General features: G+C 66.8%; 24 protein-coding genes. 3 read left to right on the top strand and 21 right to left on the bottom strand.

Annotated features, from left to right (window positions below):
• Window positions 1–229 precede the first annotated feature (229 nt).
• A complete protein-coding gene (locus tag ACTZWT_RS10360; protein ID WP_444769585.1) occupies window positions 230–721 on the top strand; it encodes a hypothetical protein in 492 nt (163 codons plus the stop codon).
• A gap of 241 nt (window positions 722–962) precedes the next feature.
• Here the strand turns inward: ACTZWT_RS10360 and ACTZWT_RS10355 are convergent, their stop codons facing one another.
• From ACTZWT_RS10355 to ACTZWT_RS10310, 10 genes are all read right to left on the bottom strand, one after another.
• Window positions 963–1,406, bottom strand: a complete 444-nt coding sequence (locus tag ACTZWT_RS10355; protein WP_444769584.1) for a peptidase P60 — start codon at window positions 1,404–1,406, stop codon at window positions 963–965.
• A 39-nt stretch (window positions 1,407–1,445) separates the two neighbouring features.
• A complete protein-coding gene (locus ACTZWT_RS10350) occupies window positions 1,446–2,375 on the bottom strand; it encodes a DUF2163 domain-containing protein (protein WP_444769583.1) in 930 nt (309 codons plus the stop codon).
• A gap of 149 nt (window positions 2,376–2,524) precedes the next feature.
• Window positions 2,525–3,160, bottom strand: coding sequence for a phage distal tail protein, Rcc01695 family (locus ACTZWT_RS10345; RefSeq protein WP_444769582.1), 636 nt, complete (start codon window positions 3,158–3,160; stop codon window positions 2,525–2,527).
• Window positions 3,161–3,433: 273 nt separating this feature from the next.
• On the bottom strand, window positions 3,434–4,027 hold the full coding sequence (locus tag ACTZWT_RS10340; RefSeq protein WP_444769581.1) for a phage tail tape measure protein: 594 nt from the start codon (window positions 4,025–4,027) through the stop codon (window positions 3,434–3,436).
• Complete coding sequence (locus ACTZWT_RS10335) at window positions 4,024–4,227, bottom strand: rcc01693 family protein (RefSeq protein WP_444769580.1); 204 nt, start codon at window positions 4,225–4,227, stop codon at window positions 4,024–4,026. The genes ACTZWT_RS10340 and ACTZWT_RS10335 overlap by 4 nt, the downstream gene beginning before the upstream one ends.
• Window positions 4,224–4,538 carry a gene transfer agent family protein gene (locus ACTZWT_RS10330; RefSeq protein WP_444769579.1) on the bottom strand — a complete coding sequence of 105 codons (315 nt, stop codon included), beginning with the start codon at window positions 4,536–4,538 and terminating at the stop codon, window positions 4,224–4,226. Before ACTZWT_RS10330 ends, ACTZWT_RS10335 begins: the two co-directional genes overlap by 4 nt.
• Before the next feature lie 7 nt (window positions 4,539–4,545).
• Window positions 4,546–4,953 (bottom strand): phage major tail protein, TP901-1 family, encoded by a 408-nt coding sequence (locus ACTZWT_RS10325; protein ID WP_444769578.1) that lies wholly within the window; start codon window positions 4,951–4,953, stop codon window positions 4,546–4,548.
• Window positions 4,954–4,963: 10 nt separating this feature from the next.
• Window positions 4,964–5,374 (bottom strand): DUF3168 domain-containing protein, encoded by a 411-nt coding sequence (locus tag ACTZWT_RS10320; protein ID WP_444769577.1) that lies wholly within the window; start codon window positions 5,372–5,374, stop codon window positions 4,964–4,966.
• 128 nt (window positions 5,375–5,502) lie between these two features.
• Window positions 5,503–5,820: a head-tail adaptor protein gene (locus ACTZWT_RS10315; protein WP_444769576.1), complete on the bottom strand. Its 318-nt coding sequence runs from the start codon at window positions 5,818–5,820 to the stop codon at window positions 5,503–5,505.
• Entirely contained in the window at window positions 5,817–6,386 is a 570-nt protein-coding gene (locus ACTZWT_RS10310) for a head-tail connector protein (protein WP_444769575.1), read from the bottom strand. Before ACTZWT_RS10310 ends, ACTZWT_RS10315 begins: the two co-directional genes overlap by 4 nt.
• A 62-nt stretch (window positions 6,387–6,448) precedes the next feature.
• Between ACTZWT_RS10310 and ACTZWT_RS10305 the strand changes: the two genes are divergently transcribed.
• Window positions 6,449–7,219 (top strand): S1 family peptidase, encoded by a 771-nt coding sequence (locus ACTZWT_RS10305; RefSeq protein ID WP_444769574.1) that lies wholly within the window; start codon window positions 6,449–6,451, stop codon window positions 7,217–7,219.
• 231 nt (window positions 7,220–7,450) lie between these two features.
• The gene (locus tag ACTZWT_RS10300) at window positions 7,451–7,765 is read left to right on the top strand and encodes a hypothetical protein (RefSeq protein ID WP_444769573.1); all 315 of its coding nucleotides are present in this window, start codon (window positions 7,451–7,453) and stop codon (window positions 7,763–7,765) included.
• Between the two features lie 28 nt (window positions 7,766–7,793).
• Here ACTZWT_RS10300 and ACTZWT_RS10295 read toward each other — a convergent pair whose 3' ends face one another.
• The 11 genes from ACTZWT_RS10295 to ACTZWT_RS10245 all read right to left on the bottom strand — a co-directional run bounded on the left by ACTZWT_RS10295 (window position 7,794) and on the right by ACTZWT_RS10245 (window position 16,155).
• Window positions 7,794–8,042, bottom strand: coding sequence for a hypothetical protein (locus tag ACTZWT_RS10295; RefSeq protein ID WP_444769572.1), 249 nt, complete (start codon window positions 8,040–8,042; stop codon window positions 7,794–7,796).
• A gap of 439 nt (window positions 8,043–8,481) precedes the next feature.
• Complete coding sequence (locus ACTZWT_RS10290) at window positions 8,482–8,853, bottom strand: DUF2019 domain-containing protein (protein WP_444769571.1); 372 nt, start codon at window positions 8,851–8,853, stop codon at window positions 8,482–8,484.
• A complete protein-coding gene (locus ACTZWT_RS10285) occupies window positions 8,850–9,479 on the bottom strand; it encodes a hypothetical protein (RefSeq protein ID WP_444769570.1) in 630 nt (209 codons plus the stop codon). Before ACTZWT_RS10285 ends, ACTZWT_RS10290 begins: the two co-directional genes overlap by 4 nt.
• 468 nt (window positions 9,480–9,947) lie before the next feature.
• On the bottom strand, window positions 9,948–10,319 hold the full coding sequence (locus ACTZWT_RS10280) for a DUF2019 domain-containing protein (protein ID WP_444769569.1): 372 nt from the start codon (window positions 10,317–10,319) through the stop codon (window positions 9,948–9,950).
• Between the two features lie 74 nt (window positions 10,320–10,393).
• Window positions 10,394–11,221 (bottom strand): hypothetical protein, encoded by an 828-nt coding sequence (locus tag ACTZWT_RS10275; RefSeq protein WP_444769568.1) that lies wholly within the window; start codon window positions 11,219–11,221, stop codon window positions 10,394–10,396.
• 110 nt (window positions 11,222–11,331) lie between these two features.
• Entirely contained in the window at window positions 11,332–12,588 is a 1,257-nt protein-coding gene (locus ACTZWT_RS10270) for a phage major capsid protein (protein ID WP_444769567.1), read from the bottom strand.
• Window positions 12,589–12,752: 164 nt separating this feature from the next.
• Window positions 12,753–13,133: a hypothetical protein gene (locus tag ACTZWT_RS10265; RefSeq protein WP_444769566.1), complete on the bottom strand. Its 381-nt coding sequence runs from the start codon at window positions 13,131–13,133 to the stop codon at window positions 12,753–12,755.
• 166 nt (window positions 13,134–13,299) lie between these two features.
• Complete coding sequence (locus ACTZWT_RS10260; RefSeq protein ID WP_444769565.1) at window positions 13,300–13,908, bottom strand: hypothetical protein; 609 nt, start codon at window positions 13,906–13,908, stop codon at window positions 13,300–13,302.
• Between the two features lie 324 nt (window positions 13,909–14,232).
• On the bottom strand, window positions 14,233–14,601 hold the full coding sequence (locus tag ACTZWT_RS10255; protein ID WP_444769564.1) for a hypothetical protein: 369 nt from the start codon (window positions 14,599–14,601) through the stop codon (window positions 14,233–14,235).
• A 6-nt stretch (window positions 14,602–14,607) separates the two neighbouring features.
• Window positions 14,608–15,471: a hypothetical protein gene (locus ACTZWT_RS10250; RefSeq protein WP_444769563.1), complete on the bottom strand. Its 864-nt coding sequence runs from the start codon at window positions 15,469–15,471 to the stop codon at window positions 14,608–14,610.
• Between the two features lie 279 nt (window positions 15,472–15,750).
• Window positions 15,751–16,155 carry a hypothetical protein gene (locus ACTZWT_RS10245; RefSeq protein WP_444769562.1) on the bottom strand — a complete coding sequence of 135 codons (405 nt, stop codon included), beginning with the start codon at window positions 16,153–16,155 and terminating at the stop codon, window positions 15,751–15,753.
• Between the last annotated feature and the right edge of the window lie 118 nt (window positions 16,156–16,273).

Genomic DNA, 16,273 nt, shown 5'->3' with positions numbered 1-16,273 from the left:
GAGGGTTGGGGTGAGGGCGCCACGAGTCGCTGACTCTCGTCCCGTCGAAACGCCCCCTCACCCGGCACGCATCTGACGATGCGCGCCGACCTCTCCCCGCGCGCGGGGAGAGGTGAGAAAGCGCGCCCATCGACGCGCAGCGCGACGTAAGTCGAATCCCCGTGGCATTGACGCAGGCCACGGCATTTGCATCGTAGATCCTTCGCGGCGACGGCCGGAGCAGGATGAGATGATTCAGGAACTCGTGGCGAGTGCAGCGGTCGCGATCGCGGCGTGGTTTGTCGTCAACTTCGTCGGCAAGCCGGTGGTCGCCCTGCAAGAGGAGCGGATCGCGGCGCTGCAGACCGCCGAGCGCTACTACACCGTCGACGGCGGGGCGAGCGACGAGGTCCGCGACGCCGCCGAGAAGGCGCTGTTCGAGACTGGCACCACGCTGCGCGCCTATCAGCGCGGATGGTCGACCGCCGTGCGGCTGTGGTGCTGGGTGTGGGGATACGATCTGGGCCTCGCCGCCCAGGCGATGTTCGGACTCGCCGAGAGTGCGCGCGGCACCGTGCTGTTTCCTCCGGACGTCCGCAAGAACACGCTGAATGCCATCTACGTCGCGCTCGGTGCGCACAAGCATCTTGCGCCCGAAACCGTCGCGGCGATCAAACAGATGATCGTCCAGAGCCGGTCCGCGCCAAGCGCCCCCGCCCGCGCCGATGTCACGCCGTCCTGAGTTCGCACGCCGTCGTCGTGGAGACCCCGACGCCGCAACAGCCGCGGCAGGCTCCCTCGCCCCGCACTTGCGGGGAGAGGGTTGGGGTGAGGGGCTGCTGAGTCCGCGACACGGCGAGAACGACAAGTGATTCACGTCCGCTCGACCGCGGCGAGACGCCCCCTCACCCGACCGGCTTCGCTGCGCTTCGCCGGTCGACCTCTCCCCGCGCGCGGGTAGAGGTGACGACGCACGCACTCTCTCAATCCCGCACCCCCGGAAAGCAGAACGCATAGGCCAGCCGTCGCCGCCACCACGGCGCGATCGCGATCTCGCAGACCGACGCGCCGTCATGGGCGTGGATCATCGTCGTAGCCGAACTCGCGAGCGCGACGTGCTTGGCGACGCAGAGCTCGCGCCAGCGGAACAGCAGCACGTCGCCGGCGCGGAAGTCTTCGCGCGCGATCGGCACCAGGTGCCGCAGCGCCGCCTCCGCCAGCGTCTCTGCGCCCTGCGCCTCGGCCCAGTCCGGCGCGTAAGGAGGTGGCGCTTCCGGCTCGTCGCCGATGCAGCCCCGCCAGACGCCGCGCACCAACCCCAGGCAATCGCAGCCGACGCCCTTCACCGACGCCTGATGCCGATAGCGCGTGCCGATCCAGCTCCGCGCCTCGGCCACCAGCGCATCGCGGGTAACAGATCTGCTCATTGTCGCCTCTCGCGTGACAGAAGGATCGCGGCCTGTCTGCTAACCGATGCCGCCGCCGGCACCGCCGCCGCCATATCCACCGCCGATCGAGCCGCCGCCATGGCCAGGCGCGCCGGGCACCGGATAGCCGACGACGAAATCATTGCCGGGGATCTGCGGGAAGCCGCGGAAATTGACGCCATTGCCGAAGCGGTCGCGGCAGGTGGCGAACTGCTTGTCGCACCCCGCCGTGACCACGAAGCCGTCGCCGATCGCAATCGGCTCGGCCATCGCCTGCCACAGCGACAGCCGGACCCCACCTCCGACGATGCGGTGCTGCTTGACCTCGATCGCGGCGCCCGCATTGGCGCCGCTGGTCCAGCTCAGCCGGCCGGCGCTGAACAGCCCCGCCGCATAGGCCTCGAGCCCGGCCACCGCCAGCGTCGAGGTTCCGAGCGCGGCGGTGACGTGGCCGGCGCCGCGCAGCGTCGGATGGTTGATATCGACGCGGCAGCGGCCGTCGCCGAGATCGGCGCCGCAACCCGCTGTGTAGAGCCGCCCGCTTTCCTGCGACAGCAGATCGGCGAGCCCGCGCAGCTCCGCCGTGAATGCCTGCCCCTCGCGCCGCACCTCGCCCAGCGAACCGCGCGCGGTCAGCATCCGCAACGACGGATCGCTCCAGTCGACCAGCCAGCTCTCGATCGTCGCCGCGTCATAGCGACCGGCGGCGAGATCGGCCTCGCGCAGCAGATCGTCGGACAGAGCGCCGGAGATCTCCGCGCCGTCGACCGACAGATCGAACCGCTGCGCCGCCTCCGACGCCGCAAATCCGGTGCCGGCACGACAGGTGACGCCTTCGATCGGCAGATCGCGATCATGATCGGTGAAGCCGAGCACACCGCCGTCACGCCGCCGCACAATCCAGCACTGAGCGAGGGTGGTGGCGCCGGAGTCGAGTCTCGCCTGCAGGGCTGGGGAAATGGAGCGCATCGACGATCACCTGTTTTTTCCTTCTCCCCTCGTGGGAGAAGGTGGCGCGGACGAAGTCCGCGACGGATGAGGGGGCGCCGTGCCCGCGGCCCCTCACCCGGCTTCGCTTCGCGAAGCCACCCTCTCCCACAAGGGGAGAGGGTCAGTCCTCACACCCTGATCTCGATCACCGGGATCTTCGGGATCGCGCCGGCGGAGAACGCCGACAGGTCGACTTCGAGATAATCGGTGTCGAACCGCACCGGCACGTCGAACTGATAGCCCGCCGTCACCGCCGCGCCCGGCGGCGGGATGTGGCCGGCGAGGAACGTCACCACGCCGGTCGTGGTATCGACGACGAATCCGCCCATCGCCTCGACGCCGCCGACCGCGACCCGCACCGAACCCGCGACCGGCTTGGCGATCCGCCGCGCATAGGGCGCAAAACCGGCGCCATAGCTCTTCACCAGTTGGTAGTTCGCGACCACGCCGTCGCCGATGCCGATGCCCTGGTCGAGCGGCGACAGCGGTTGCCCCGGCGCGGCCGACGCATGATCGAGCCGGTCGCGCCAGCGGAAACCATAGAGCTGCCCGCGCCGTTCCTCGAAGAACGCCACCACCGCCTGCAGCGCCTCCAGCGTCTTGACGCCGTAGCCGGCGTCGAACCGCCGCCGTGACTCCGCCCAGCGCGCATTGCGCTGCTCGCGGCCGGAGCCGAACGAAACGATCTCGGTGCGCCGCTCCGGCCCGCCCGCGCTCTTCAGCGCGATGTCGAGCGGAAACAGGATTTCGTGGAATGCGGTCATGATCTTGCTCGCAACAAAGGAACCGTCATGCTGAGGTGCTCGCCCGCAGGGCGAGCCTCGAAGCAGGGCCGCGGTGTGCGTTGCCATCCTTCGAGGCGCGCAAGAGCGCGCTCCTCAGGATGACGGTCGTGCTCTCTTCACCCTCCCCCTTGCGGGGAGGGTGGACCGGCGACGCGCAGCGGCGTCGGGCCGGGTGGGGGTGGCCACGCGCGCAGTGCCCGCGGCCCCCCACCCCGCTCGCTGCGCGAGCGACCCTCCCCGCAAGGGGGAGGGTTACAATCCCCGCTGGCCGCGCGAGACGGCGCGCGCGATCTGCCCGGTGACGTAGCTCTCCGAGCGGCGGAAGCTGTCGGCGTCGGGCGTGGCGATCTGGATGTTGACCACGCTGCTGCCGCCGCCGTTGTTCGCGACGCCAAGCCGGCCATCCGGCCCGCGCTGCAGCGGCATGATCGCTTCCGGCCCCGCTTCGCCGGCGAGCCCGACACCGCCGCCGAGCATCGGGAAGTAGGTCGGCGTGCCGATCACCCCGCCGGCCGCGAACGGCTTGATCGCGCCGTCGGCCGCCTTGGTGGCGCCGCCGAACAGGCCCGAGAACAGGCCGTCGAAGCCGGTGGCGAGGCCGCTCGTCAGCGGCTTCAGCGCCGCCTTCAGCGCTAGATCGGAGACCCTCAGCACCAGCGACTTCAGCACGTCCTCGAACTGCTTGCCGCCGGTGACCGACTGCGAGAACGCGCTGGTCATCGCGCGGGCAAAACCCTTGGCCTCGCTGCTGAGCGCCTGGGTCTTGGTGGTGAGCTGGTCGACCTTCTGCGACGTCTCGTCGACGCAGTCGCAGTCGCACCGCTCGCAATCGTCATCGCCCGTCATCGCGCTTGCTCCTCGTGATCGGGAAAACGTCGCATCAGGTCGTCGAGACCACCGCGATCGAGCGGCGCCGCGATCGCGCCGCGCGCGCCGGTCAGCGCGCTGGCGAGTTCGCGCGGCGTCATCCGCCAGAACTGATCGGACGACAGCCGCAGCACGCCGAAGCCGAATTGCATCGCCTCGGCCCAGGGAAACGGCGTCACGCCGCTTCGCCGAAGGTCGCGGCGATCAGTTCGGCCGCGATCATCGCATAGCCCGTCGCGCCGCCCGCGACCGTCATCGCCGCGACCTCGTCGTCGCTCACTGCCTCTCCTGCGCCGCGCAGGCCCGCCGCGATGATCCGCAACAGATCGCGCGCCGACAGATGCCCGCTGCCGAAGCGCTGCGCCAGCGCCACCAGATCGGACGCCGCGAACGCGCTCTCCAGTTCGGCGAGCGCCCCCAGCGTCAGCACCAGCGTGCGCCGCCGGCCGCCGATCTCCGCCTCGATCTCACCGCGATGTCTGTTGGCCATGATCCCCTCACAAGGTTGCGAAGCTCAGCGCGCCGGCGCTCTCCAGCGTGACGTCGAACGTCACCTCGCCATTGTGCTCGCCGGCGAATTCGAGCGCCGCGATCTGGAACGGCCCGGAGATCGCGCCGAAATCCGGCACGATCAGCTGGCAGTCGCTGATCAGCCCGTTGAAGAACGCACTTCGCACCAAAGCGTCGGAGGCGGCATCCTTGAACAGGCCGCGGCCGGAGATCGAGGCGCGGCGCACGCCGGCGCCGGCCAGCAGCTCGCGCCAGCGCTCGGCGGATTCGGCGTGAGTGATGTCCACCAACTCGGCGTTGAACGCGATCCTGCGGCTGCGCAACCCCGCGACGGTGACGTAGTTGCCGCCGTCGCTGATCTTGACCAGCAGATCCTTGCCCTTCTGTGCGCCCATGCGTCTTCTCCTAACTGACAGGTTCGGTGACGGCGCGGAACCGCACCAATGCGTGATAGGTGCGGCCGTCGGCCTCGCGGCGGATATCGGCGAGCGCGAAGCGCAGATTGACCAGGCGGTGGCCGGCCGGCTGCAGCGGCGCGTCGTCGAGCGCCTGCAGCAGCGCGCCGGTGATGACATGCGCCTCCTTGTGCCCGCCCTGCCGCGACCAGGCGTGCAGCGTCAGCTGATGCTCCTGCATCGGCGCGTCGTCGGCGGAGGCGTCGCTGATCCGCGCCTCGCCGAGCGTGACGTAGGGCAGCGCCGCGTCGCGCGGCGGCTCGTCGTAGATGCGCGCCCCGCCGAGCGCGGCGAGAAGTCCGCTGTCGGAAGTCAGCGCCTGATGAATCGCAGCGCGCAGCGCCGCAGGTGCGGTGGGCATGGGGAACATCCTTGTTGCAGCGAAGCCGTCATCCTGAGGTGCGAGCGCAGCGAGCCTCGAAGGATGCCCACGGGTGCCTGCCGCCATCCTCGAGACGCCCGGCTAAGCCGGGCTCCTCAGGATGACGCTCAGAGCCGCGTCTCCGCGTCGATCTCGATCAGCGCGCCGCCTTCGCGCGGGCGCCACGACACGATGCGATAGATCCGCGCGCCATCGATCAGCCGATGCGCCCGGGTGAGCTGAACGCCGCCGCGCAGCGTGATGGTCACGCGCAACATCGCCCGATCGGCATCGGCATCGACGCCCTCGCGCGCCGCGTGCGGCACGACCAGCGCCCACACCACGGCCTGCGCCGCGTAGCTGCGCACCACGCCGCCCTGCCCGTCACCGCTCTCGACCGGCGCCTCCAGCGTCAGCCGCGTGCTCAGCCTGCCCGGATCGATCATAGCGCCGCCACCCGGAAGCTCGCGATCATCGCCGCCACGCTGCCCGGCAGTATCGCGACGCTGCCGCCGATCGCCGCCATGCCGCGGTTGTCGTACCAGTGCGCGACCAACGTGCGCACCGCGTGGCGCAGCAGCTCGGGCACGTCCGAGGCTTGCGTGCCGTAACCGAGCTCGACGTCGAGCGCGATGCCTGCGACGCTGCGCCCCGGCTGCGGCAGCGACCCAAACGGCGCGGCGATCGTCCCGCTTGCGGCGTCGATCACGAACCGCGCGAGGTCGACCTCATGCGCAGTGCCGTCGGCATCGAACACACGCGCCGCGCTCAGCGCCTGCAGCGGCCCGATCCGCAGCGCAATGCGGCCGTCGCGCGGCCAGGCGTCGCGCGTGATCCGCCAGCTCTGCGCCAGCAGCGCGCGCCGCGTCATCGCCTCGATCTGGCTACGCGCCGCGGCGAGCAGCGACGCGATCACCGGATCGTCGTCGTCGTGGTCGACGCGCAGAAAGGTCTTCAGTTCGGCGAGCGTCCACGGCTCCACAGCCGGCCCCGCCAGCAAAATCGCCGACATGTTCTTCCCTCCGAGATCATCCGGTTGACAGCGCGGCGGCGGCGAGGCTCTTGAAGCTCGCCATGATCCGCTCGTTGAAACTCGCACTGCTGTTCACAGCCGCGCTCGCGGCCACGCCTTGCGTCGCGATGGTCGGCGGCGCACGCGAGCGCAGCGACGGCCTCGGCCGCGCCATCGTCACCATCGTCGGCTCGCGCGGCAATTTCTGCTCCGGCGCGCTGATCGCGCCCGATCTGGTGCTGAGCGCCGCGCATTGCGTCGCGCCCGGCGCGGACTACAAGATCGTGCAGCGCGACGCGCAGGGCCAGCCGCAGCTCCGCGACATCCGCCGCCTCGCTGCGCATCCGCAATTCGATCTGCGCGCGATCAAGGCCAACCGCGCCACCGCCGACATCGCGCTGCTGCAGCTCGCGGCTCCCCTGCCCGGCAGGAGCCCGGTCGCGATCGCCGCGCCGGGCGATCCGCTCTCCGCGGGGCAGAGCTTCACCGTCGCCGGCATCGGCGTGGCGCAGCGCGGCGATGGCAAGAGCGGCGGCGTGGTGCGCGCCGCCGAACTGATCGCCACCGGCCGCCCCGGCCGGCTGCAGATCCGCCTGGTCGATCCGGCGACCAACAACGCCCGCGAGGGCCAGGGCGCCTGCACCGGCGATTCCGGCGGCCCGGCGCTGCAACAGCAGAACGGCCGCGCGGTGGTGATCGGCGTGGTGTCGTGGTCGACCGGCGCCGCCAACGCGAGCGGCTGCGGCGGCCTCACCGGCATCACGCCCTTGACGCTGTATCGCGACTGGATCGAGACCACGGCGCGGAGCTGGGGCGCGACGCTGGCGAAGTAGGCCGGCGCGAAGCCGCACCATCTGCCGCCGTCATCCTGAGGCGCCGCCGCGCAGCGGCGGCCTCGAAGGATGCGCCGCGAACGCCGTGCCCGCCTCCGCATCCTTCGAGGCGCGCAACAGCGCGCACCTCAGGATGACGGCGCTTGCGGAGACACCCGCCACGCCCACCGTCGCCCTTCAGATTTCGTTAACCATGTTGGCCCACCCTGCCGGCTCACCCGGAGCCCGTCGATGCGCCTTGCCGTCCTGCTGATCGCTCTTGCCACCGCCGCACCGGCGGTGGCCGCGGATCTGCCCGCGCACAGCAGGATCGGCCGCATCTTCGCCGAGCCCGAGCCGCGCGGCCGCATCGTCGCAATGGTGCCGCCGCCGCGCGACGTCATCAGCGCATCGCCGGTCTATGCACCGGAGATCGACGTCCGCCCCATCGTCCAGGGCTATTACGGCAAGCCGAATTCCTATCACTACTTCAACTATTACGGCACGCCGTCGGATGCGATCTTCAGCCGCCTGCCCTACGCCTGCGGCTGGTACGGCTACTGCTGAGCCGCCGGCGACCGGGTCGCCCGCGCGCTCAGCGCCGCAGCTTGCGCGTGCTGTTCGGCCTGGCCTTGCGCGGCGTGTCGACCCTCTGCCGCGGATACACCGCCGGCGGCGTCGTATAGCGCCGCTGCAACTGCTCGCGCGATTCCTTCAGCCGGAGCTGATAGCCCGGCGAATCCATGATGTTCGCCGCCCCGCCGCGGGCGAAGGCCGGGCCGATGTCGATCGCGACCAACGCGAGCGCGGCACAGGCGGCGGACAGTGTGATCGTTCGCTTCATCCGGTTTTCCCTCGCAGCGGCAAATCCCGCCGCAAGCAATTGTTCCACTCCGCGGCAAGGCGCCTTGCACCGGCTCCCCCCGTAGGGTGGGTGAGCGCGCAAGCGCGTCACCCACCGACTCGCCTCACCGCGCACGGTCCGATGGATCTCGATCAACGACCTTGGCAAAATGGGCGACCAGCTCATGAGTGCTTGCGCTCTTCAATTGATCTGCCCTCATGGAGCCAACACCTTGAACGAGCTGCACGCCTGAGGGAAGTCATGGTGCGTGTTCTCGCCGCGGTCGATCATCGGGACCCGGCTTCGATTATCAAGCGCCGAAATCGCATTTCTTCGACCTTCCAGCACGAATCTCGGCGAGCCGCGGCGTCCCGCGCGCTGAGCCTGCGCTTGCCACGGAAGCATGTTGCTGCACCGCATCCGACATCATCCTGATGTATCATTTCGGCTTGAATGTTCCATCGTCCAGAAAGGATAGGCACATACCGGCGTCGCCGGCCTGCGGATACCACTTTGTGGACGCGATAGCTTCGAGCTGTTTGCGCGCCTCCAGGGGAGCGACCGCGAGCGTCAGCTTGGCCGCCTGAAGCCGCACCTGCATATTCGGGTATTCGAAGAGGCTCAACAGCGCGACCCGCTGATCACTTTCGCGTCCCTTCAATTCGTTCGCAATATCTCGCATCATGTCGAACAAGCGTTTGAATTTCGCTCGCTGATGTCCGAGCAAGGCCTCGTCCTGTCCGACCACGACTTTCGCAAATAGAGCCACGAGCTCCGGCGTCGCCATTTGGCGAAGATCCTGTTTGCTCATGGCTCCAACACTCCAAATTTTCGCAGCGCCCTCAACCCGACTTCGCGGCGCGTCTCCCAGCTCTTGCCACGCAGGAATTCTCCCGGAGACAAACCATCAAATTCGACGCTTGGTGCTGAATACCATACCGTGATCTGATAGTTCTTCAGGCGCGGAATGCTGACAAGATTCGAAGGATCGTTGATCACCAACAGGCTATAACCATCCAGCTTTGCCGCCTTTACCTCGTTGATGTGATGGACATCGTAGCCCGGGCGAGCTTGACCAACACCGTCCATGAACTCCCTCAACGGCTTGGGACCGTCTCGCGCAGCCGAAATAACATCATGCCAATCTCGCAGCCACTCCACGGATCTCATAGAGCCTTCGTAAAGCAGTCCGGGAAGACCCGAGCTTCGTGCAAGCCAGTCGGCAGCAGCCCGAAAATATCTCGTTCGATCTGCACTATAGGCAGGTTTCTTTTGCGGAATTTCCGGCGGCTCGTTGCCGGGCACTCCAGGCGCCGGATCGCTGCCCTCCGGCAGATCGCCCGCCAACCGCACGCCGGAGCGGTCTGGCTCTTTCGACACGATTGAAAACAGATCATTGCTTTGGGCCGCGGCGTCGCCGATCGCAACGTCGCCCATCGGCTGCGCCGCGCTCGCGGGCCCGCTCCCACTGGGATCTGCAGACTCGGCGGCCCCACCCCCGCCACTCGTCCACTGCCCGCCGTCCGAATGGCCGGCCGGCACGCGCGGCTGGTTCGGGCTGAATTTGAACGCCGGCGCCGGAAAGGCCTCGACGGGTTGCTACTTGGCTTCAGAAAGCGCGCGGCGTCCGGGCGCACCCAGCGGTCGCCATCGGGCCGCAGCCATCGCATCTACTGATGGCGCAGCCAGGCCTGGTCGTGATGCGGCATACGGCAGCATCCTCGTTGCGGATGAACCGAAGGCCGCAAACGAACACGGCGCGCCGATCGGGCGCGCCGTTTGGATGTCGAGATCAGGCCGTTCCGGGCGGACCGGGCCGATCAGCTCGCCGAAAATTTCAGCAGCATGATCATCGCGTCGGTCCGCGGGCGGGCGCCGCGTGGGCCTCGACATCGTCTCTCTGTGTCATTTCGGTTTGAAAGTCCCGTCGTCCAGCAACGACAAGCACATGCCGGCGTCACCCGCTTGCGGGAACCACCTGCTAGCCACAATTGCTTCGAGCTGCTGGCGCGCTTCGAGCGGCGCGACTGCGAGCGTATGTTTGGCAGCCTTCAATCGCACTTGCATATTCGGATAGCTGAACAGCACCAGCAGCGCGCGCCGCTGATCGCCGTCACGTCGTTTCAGCGCCTCGGACACATCGGCCATTTTCTCGAAAAGCCGATTGAACTCCTTGAGCCTGAATCCGAGCAGCGCCTGATCTTGTGCGACTCCTATAGCGGAGAAGCGCTGCACCAGTTCGTCCGTCGACATGGCTTCAAGATCGATCGCTTTCACGGCTCGAGCACTCCAAATCGCCGAAGAGCGTATAGCCCCACCCGCTTACGCTCGTTCCAGTCCCGACCTGCAAGTTAATCCCGCGGCGACAAACCACCGAACTCATCGGTCCGCGTCATGTACCATCCGGTGATCTGCCAATGCTTAAGTCGCGGAATACTCACCAAATTCGACCGATCATTGACCTGCGATCGCGAAAAGCCAAAATACTCCGCCCAGGTTCTTTCAACAATGTGATGAACGTCGTAGCCCGCGCGCTTCCTGCCGACTTCATTCTGCAACTCCAGGAGGCTCTTCGGCGGATCGGTTGCTGCTCGGATGAGATCTGTCCGATCCTTGAGCCATTCAATATTCTCGATCGCACCGAACAACATCTTAGCTGGTAGACCAGCATGTCGCACTGCCCAATTTTCGACAGCTCGAAGAATGGCCGTCCGCTCTGCACTGGTTCTGGGTTTCTTGGCTGGAATTTCCGGCGGAGGCTCCGTCGGCACCTCCGGAGCCGGATCGCTGCCTTCCGGTAGATCGCCCGCAAGCCTGACACCAGTGCGCTCGGGCTGTTTCGACACGATGGAAAACAGATCGTCGCTTCCAACGGCAACGTCACCGATCGCAACGTCGCCCATGGGCAGCGCATAGCTCGGCTGCGTACTGCCGATGGGGTCCGCAAAGTCCGAGACCTCACCCCCTCCCCCGCTCGTCCACTGCCCGCCGTCCGGATGGCCGGCCGGCACGCGCGGCTGGTTTGGGCTGTATTTGAACGCCAGCGCCGGGAAGACCTCGACCAGGTTGCTACCTGGCTTCAGAAACCGCGCGGCGTCCGGGCGCACCCAGCGGTCGCCGTCGGGCCGCAACCATCGCGTCTGCTGATGGCGCAGCCAGGCATCGTCCTGGTGCGGCATGCGACGTTGTCCTCACCGAGGATCCAAAACAGGGGCTGGAATCGAAAACGGCGCGCCGATCGGGCGCGCCGCTTGGATCGTGAGTCTGGATCGTGCGTTCGGATGCTCGTTCAGCTCGCCGCGAACTTCAGCAGCTTGATCGCGTCGAAGTCCTGCACGCCGCCGCCGACCCGCTTCGTGGTGTAGAACAGCACGTAGGGCTTGGCGGAATACGGGTCGCGCAGCACGCGGACGCCGAGCCGGTCGACCACCAGATAGCCGCGGCGGAAGTCGCCGAACGCGACGCTGAGCGAATTCGCCGCGACGTCGGGCATGTCCTCGGCCTCGATCAGCGGGAACGTCATCAGCGAGGCGCGGCCGCCCGCCTGCGCCGGCGGCTGCCACAGATAGCTGCCGGACGCATCCTTGAACTTGCGGATCGTGGCCTGGGTCTTGCGGTTCATCACGAAGGCGCCGTTCTGGCGATAGCCGGCCTTCAGCGCGTAGATCAGATCGACCAGCACGTCGGACGGATCGTCCTCGGGAAACGCGCCGGCGGCGCCGGTGGCGATAGTACCGAGACTGCCCCAGCTCCACGACGCGTTCGCCACCGTGGGCGCGGCGAGAAAGCCCTTCGGCTTGTTGACGCCGTCGCCGTTGACGAACGCCGCGCCCTCCTGCACCGCGAAGGTGAGTTCGACCTCGGCGGCGATCCACTCGTCGATATTCACCGCCGAGTCGTCGAGCAGCGTCGCGGTCGCGGCCGGCATCGCGTACAGCTCCATCGCCGGGAACGACAGCGCGTCGAGCACCGGCGAGGCCGTCTGCGTCCGCACGTCGGTCTCGCCGACCCAGCCGGTGGCGGGCCCCGTGGTCATGAACGGCTTCTTGTAGACGCTGCCGGAAATCTCGCGCACCGAGGCGAGGCTCCGGATCGGCGAGATCGACGAAAGCCGCGAGGCGATCGCGTGTTCGAGCTCGACCGGCACGAGGTAACCGCCGTCCGGATTGGAGCCGACCGACAGCGCCTTGGTCTCGATCGCGCGCAGCGGCGCGGCGTCGCCGCTGCGGACGTAGGCCTCGAACGCACTCTTGTGCTCGCGGCTGCCGGCGAAGCTCTCGGCGCGGCGGCCGTCGAGCCGCGGCCGCGCCTGCTTCAGCGCGAAATCCTCGATCCGCTTCAGCCGGGTGTCGATCGCATCCGAAATCCGGTCGACCTTCTCTTCCAGCAACACGTCGCCGCGCCGCCGCTCGCGCGCGGCCAGGCGCTCGTCATTGGCCGCCTTGAATTCCTCGTGGACGCGCAGCAGCTCGTCCTGCGCATCGCGCTCGGACGAAGCGAAGCCGGCCTTGGTCTCCGGCGCGGTGGTGGTGATGTCGTAGTCCATCGGGTTCTCCTGGTGGGCGTTTCGGGATAGGCACGAACGAAAACGCCGCGGCGGGAGGCCACGGCGGGGGAGCGTTCAGTCGAGGGGATCGGTTGGTCGGCGGCTAGCGGGCGGCCAGCAATGCGTTCAGGGATGCGGGTCGGCCTCCTGGAAGCAGCGCTTCATCAATCCGGCCGAGAGCCCTTATATTGAATCTCCTGATAGGGGAGCGGCAGCGATCCGCGCTTCAGCCCGTCGATGATCTGGCCTTCGAACAGCGTGATACCCATCCGCGGCCACGTGATGCCGTGGGGCGCCACAACGGCAACGGTCATCGCGAAATCGGGATAGTCACGGAGCAGATCGCGCAGTCCGTAGATCACCGCCGGCTGCAGCAGATCGAGACTCATGATCTCGACCTGGAGAAGATAGAGGTCATAATCATCGTCGACGACCCAGAAGTCCTTGTGGCCGAGCGGATCGATCTCCTTTCCAAAGCCTTCGAGATAGGCAATGGCGCGATCTCGCAACTCGCTCCAGGTCTGCAGGAATTTCTCCCGCGTCATCGGACGATGCTCCGGCGATCACCGAGCCAACGGCCTACTCTCTGCCCATGCGCCATCGGAACACCCTCCTCAGCATCCGAATTGCCCGGTTGTAGTCACGTATTTCCGGCACGTCCGACTCCCTGATACGCGTCAGAAGCTCTTCGGCTTGATCGGGCGTCATCACTCAAGGCGTGATCCGTTGTTCTCTCATGAAGCGCTCACTCAAGTCAGACACGGCGTTGTTGTACTTGGCATGAGCACCATCCGGTCCATCCCAGTAGTGTCCTCGGAGCAAACCTTGATCCGTTTCGATATGGCTTCCCTGTGGAAGCGAGCCAGTCGTCGATCGATTGAATACCCGTTCGGTCTCGGGCTGCAAGTTCCATTTCCTGTAGACACCCCTCGGCATTTCGTGATGGCCGCCGGTTGCATAGTAGGGAAGTCCATCGGCGTCAGTGACTGAGCTCCCGACCTGAGTCAGTTGAACGCCATCGAGGAGCTGATCATCCTGTGGATCGCTGAGGAGGACATCGTCGACGGCCCAGCGAGCGCTGATGCCACCATTTGTCCACTGCCCGCCATCCGGGTTTCCGGCCGGTACCCGCGGCTGGTTAGGGCTGTACTTGCGGTCGAGCGCGGGGAAGATCGTCGCCGGATCAGTGCCCGGCGCAAGGAAGCGCGCGACATCGGGCCGGATCCAGCGATCCGCGTCTGGCCGCATCCACCGCGCCGCATCGGGCTGCATGAAGCGCGCGCGCTGATGCGCGGCGGTGCTCGCGGATGAGCTCCACATCGGTCGGGCCTCGAACGTTGTTGGATCAACTCTGGTTTGATGGAATCACTGTCGTCATCCTGAGGTTCACGCTGGGCCGCGCGATGCGCGGCGCTGCGGGCCTCGAAGGATGAGCCACAAGCGTCTTCGCCGCATCCTTCAAGGCGCGCTACGCGCGCGCCTCAGGATGACGACTCCGCACTCGAGAATGCCGCGTTGATCCTATCAGTCGATGAAGTGCTCTAGTCGATGTTGCAGAAGCGGAGAGCACCACCCCGTTCGTGTGCGGGGGCGGTCAGGGCGAGCACCCTCGCCGCGCCCCCTCACCGGCCGCGGCGACTCCCATCACCCGAGCACGACCAAAACCCGGTCCGGTTCGCTGAGATGGTTGGTCCAGACGCGAACATGGGTGAAGTGTGTTTCCACCGGACAGCGCAGGAGTATTTCGCGCTCGGAGGTCGACACCTCGATGACGCGGCTCGGCGTTTGGAGAAAACTGTCGAACGTCGGCCGTGTCGGCGGCACATCATTCGGTTGGTCCGACACGATCAGTTCGGTCTCACCATCCATCGAACAGAGCGTGCCGACGATGATACACGATGGTGTCGCCCATATGCTCACCGGGCGATCGTCGATCTTCGGCGACTTGCCGCCCGCCGGGTCTTCCAGGAAGACGATCGAATTCGGCGGCGCGCATCTCGTGGTCTGATTCATGGCGGACTACTTCTTCAGGTCGCGGACAAACGGTCCTTGCTTCCGACTACACGAAAGACATTGCGGATAGAGACGCTGTGCACGGCTGATCGGATTGATATTGGTCGGGAGTTGGTGGTCTGCGACGAAGTTACCAAGGCTGGTCCCGGGTTCCAACTTTCCACAAGTGTGGCAGCCGGTGTCGGCGCCAATTCGATTGATCTCGCGTCGTTCCGAAGCTCGAAAATCCCGATTCGGCCCTCTTGCCGAAATTGATTCGCCGGCGTACGGGCCCGGCAGGGCTCCTCCCGCTGCCAATTGATTGATTCTCGCCTGGGCGACCGCAGCGTCGGCCTCATAGGCCCGGATCATCCCCTCCGGCGTCTGGTAGTCATTGGGGGGCGGCTTCCACGAGGGTTCGGCTTCCCGCACCCGAGCGATCGCAGCGTCAGCGCGAGCTTGCACCGCTGTCAGCCGTGCTCCTTGCCCCGGCGTCAATTCGAACCGCTGGCCGTTGATGATGACCGTCCCGCCACCGCGCCGCCCGCGCGCTTGAGCGTGTTGCTGCCCAGGCTTGACGGGCTCGAGGTCAGCGTCGGAAATCACGCGCGGATCATTGCGCCCCGGGCGGGCAGACGAAGCCCCTCCTCCCAGTTCGCCATTCGTCCACTGCCCGCCATCCGGGTTTCCGGCCGGTACCCGCGGCTGGTTCGGGCTGTACTTGCGGTCGAGCGCCGGGAAGATCGTCGCGGGGTCGGTGCCGGGCGCGAGAAAGCGCGCGACATCGGGCCGGATCCATCGCTCGGCATCCGGCCGCATCCAGCGTGCCGCATCTGGTTGCATGAAGCGCGCGCGCTGATGCGCGGCGGTGCTGTCGCTGGAGCGCCACATGTGTCGACCTCGATTGATTGGTGAGTGGAGCGAAAGACCCGATGGAACGCGTGGCTGCCTTACGATCTCGCGCCGGTCCATCCGCGGCGCTGGCCGATCGCGATGACGCGAACTGCGGCGATTGCAGCGGCGTGTGTTTGACGGTGGCACGCGCGCGCCGGCGAGCAGCGGAAGCGTGACGATCGAGATCGCCCAGAGATCGACCTGATACAGCCGTCGCACCCGTGTCTTCGTATCGATCTGTCTGTACTATGGCGGGTGGGCGCCGGGAGGCGCTTCTTAGACGGGCTTGCGCATCAGCCGCCGCACCGTCGCGGCGAGCTCCTCGTTGTACTCATCGATCGTCGTCCCGAACCGCACCTGCCGCAGATGCGGTGGCAACAGATCATGCTGAAGCCGGTCGATGATACGATCGTGCGAAATATCGATCGTCATGTCGCGCCAATCCCATGTGCGCTCCCCGTCCGGGGCAGCAACCTGGATTTCAATCGACCAGTCGCGATACCCGGCGAGCAACGTCTGCAACGCAGCCAGCATCTCCGGCTGCAACAACTGGATGTCGTACAAGGTGATGAACTGAGAATAACAGCCCGGACTACGTTTCGAAGACACCCAGACCGCGCGACCAGCTTTCGCGCGCTCGCAGACATAACTGTCGATCACCTGCACGATGGCATGGTGCAACAGCCGCCATTCCCGTTTGTGGCCAGCCGCGTCGCCGCTCCTCTCATTCCCGCCCGAGCCACATTTTCGCGATGACCCTTAACATCCGCATCGCGCGGTTGAAATCTCGGATACGGTC

The sequence above is a fragment of the Rhodopseudomonas sp. NSM genome, from assembly GCF_052445935.1.
Classification (GTDB): Bacteria; Pseudomonadota; Alphaproteobacteria; order Rhizobiales; family Xanthobacteraceae; genus Rhodopseudomonas.
Note: the sequence above shows the minus strand (reverse complement) of the source record. Positions and strands in the feature narration are given on the sequence as shown.

What these genes read in the sequence shown, in the direction of transcription:
- ACTZWT_RS10350 (WP_444769583.1), bottom strand. Translation starts at nt 2,375, where the DNA reads ATGCGCTCCATTTCCCCAGCCCTGCAGGCGAGACTCGACTCCGGCGCC.
- ACTZWT_RS10315 (WP_444769576.1), bottom strand. Translation starts at nt 5,820, where the DNA reads ATGATCGATCCGGGCAGGCTGAGCACGCGGCTGACGCTGGAGGCGCCG.
- ACTZWT_RS10285 (WP_444769570.1), bottom strand. Translation starts at nt 9,479, where the DNA reads ATGGGCGACGTTGCGATCGGCGACGCCGCGGCCCAAAGCAATGATCTG.
- ACTZWT_RS10270 (WP_444769567.1), bottom strand. Translation starts at nt 12,588, where the DNA reads ATGGACTACGACATCACCACCACCGCGCCGGAGACCAAGGCCGGCTTC.
- ACTZWT_RS10260 (WP_444769565.1), bottom strand. Translation starts at nt 13,908, where the DNA reads ATGTGGAGCTCATCCGCGAGCACCGCCGCGCATCAGCGCGCGCGCTTC.
- ACTZWT_RS10275 (WP_444769568.1), bottom strand. Translation starts at nt 11,221, where the DNA reads ATGCCGCACCAGGACGATGCCTGGCTGCGCCATCAGCAGACGCGATGG.
- ACTZWT_RS10355 (WP_444769584.1), bottom strand. Translation starts at nt 1,406, where the DNA reads ATGAGCAGATCTGTTACCCGCGATGCGCTGGTGGCCGAGGCGCGGAGC.
- ACTZWT_RS10265 (WP_444769566.1), bottom strand. Translation starts at nt 13,133, where the DNA reads ATGACGCGGGAGAAATTCCTGCAGACCTGGAGCGAGTTGCGAGATCGC.
- ACTZWT_RS10320 (WP_444769577.1), bottom strand. Translation starts at nt 5,374, where the DNA reads ATGCCCACCGCACCTGCGGCGCTGCGCGCTGCGATTCATCAGGCGCTG.
- ACTZWT_RS10255 (WP_444769564.1), bottom strand. Translation starts at nt 14,601, where the DNA reads ATGAATCAGACCACGAGATGCGCGCCGCCGAATTCGATCGTCTTCCTG.
- ACTZWT_RS10295 (WP_444769572.1), bottom strand. Translation starts at nt 8,042, where the DNA reads ATGAAGCGAACGATCACACTGTCCGCCGCCTGTGCCGCGCTCGCGTTG.
- ACTZWT_RS10305 (WP_444769574.1), top strand. Translation starts at nt 6,449, where the DNA reads ATGATCCGCTCGTTGAAACTCGCACTGCTGTTCACAGCCGCGCTCGCG.
- ACTZWT_RS10340 (WP_444769581.1), bottom strand. Translation starts at nt 4,027, where the DNA reads ATGACGGGCGATGACGATTGCGAGCGGTGCGACTGCGACTGCGTCGAC.
- ACTZWT_RS10345 (WP_444769582.1), bottom strand. Translation starts at nt 3,160, where the DNA reads ATGACCGCATTCCACGAAATCCTGTTTCCGCTCGACATCGCGCTGAAG.
- ACTZWT_RS10250 (WP_444769563.1), bottom strand. Translation starts at nt 15,471, where the DNA reads ATGTGGCGCTCCAGCGACAGCACCGCCGCGCATCAGCGCGCGCGCTTC.
- ACTZWT_RS10290 (WP_444769571.1), bottom strand. Translation starts at nt 8,853, where the DNA reads ATGAGCAAACAGGATCTTCGCCAAATGGCGACGCCGGAGCTCGTGGCT.
- ACTZWT_RS10300 (WP_444769573.1), top strand. Translation starts at nt 7,451, where the DNA reads ATGCGCCTTGCCGTCCTGCTGATCGCTCTTGCCACCGCCGCACCGGCG.
- ACTZWT_RS10360 (WP_444769585.1), top strand. Translation starts at nt 230, where the DNA reads ATGATTCAGGAACTCGTGGCGAGTGCAGCGGTCGCGATCGCGGCGTGG.
- ACTZWT_RS10325 (WP_444769578.1), bottom strand. Translation starts at nt 4,953, where the DNA reads ATGGGCGCACAGAAGGGCAAGGATCTGCTGGTCAAGATCAGCGACGGC.
- ACTZWT_RS10330 (WP_444769579.1), bottom strand. Translation starts at nt 4,538, where the DNA reads ATGGCCAACAGACATCGCGGTGAGATCGAGGCGGAGATCGGCGGCCGG.
- ACTZWT_RS10310 (WP_444769575.1), bottom strand. Translation starts at nt 6,386, where the DNA reads ATGTCGGCGATTTTGCTGGCGGGGCCGGCTGTGGAGCCGTGGACGCTC.